Origin of the sequence: Psychromonas sp. SP041 (assembly GCF_000470315.2) — a bacterium.
GTDB lineage: Bacteria > Pseudomonadota > Gammaproteobacteria > Enterobacterales > Psychromonadaceae > Psychromonas.
Map to the genome: position 1 here is coordinate 1 of NZ_CBRF02000104.1, position 738 is coordinate 738.

Sequence of the window (738 nt, forward strand, 5' to 3'; positions counted from 1 at the left end):
CGACAGGGTCTACTGTCACACTCACTGTTTCAGTATTGCCGTCTTCGTTGGTGTAAGTGAAGCTATCAGAGCCGTTAAAGTCTGCATCAGGCGTGTAGGTCACCGTGCCATCATCGTTGATAGCAACCGTGCCGTTCGCACCCTGCGTGACCGTATCAACCGGTGAAATAACACCGCCATCAACGTCGGTATCATTGCCCACAACATTGATAATGACAGGTGTATCTTCGTTTGTTATTGCTGAGTCAGCCACTAATACGGTGTCGTCAGCGACAGGATCTACTGTCACACTCACTGTTTCAGTATTGCCATCTTCGTTGGTGTACGTAAATGAGTCCGACCCATTGAAATCAGCATCAGGCGTATAGGTCACCGTACCATCATCGTTAATAGCAACTGTGCCATTCGCCCCTTGCGTTACCGTATCAACGGGTGAAATAACACCGCCATCAACGTCGGTATCATTACCTACGACATTGATAATGACTGGTGTATCTTCGTTGGTTGTTGCTGAGTCAGCCACTAATACTGTGTCATCAGCAACAGGATCTACGGTTACCGTTACTGTTTCAGTATTACCGTCTTCGTTGGTATACGTAAATGAGTCCGACCCATTAAAATCAGTATTAGGCGTGTAGGTTACCGTGCCATCATCATTGATAGCCACAGTGCCGTTCTCACCATCCGTCACTGAAGCGACAGGCGAGGCTACGCCATCAGCGTCGGTATCATTGGCTA

Annotated in this window: 1 protein-coding gene; it reads right to left on the reverse strand. The window is 48.1% G+C overall.

Annotated elements, in window-relative coordinates; all coding sequences use genetic code 11:
* Positions 1 to 738: Ig-like domain-containing protein (locus SP041_RS20750; protein WP_137298019.1), on the reverse strand; the 738-nt coding region annotated here is incomplete at both ends.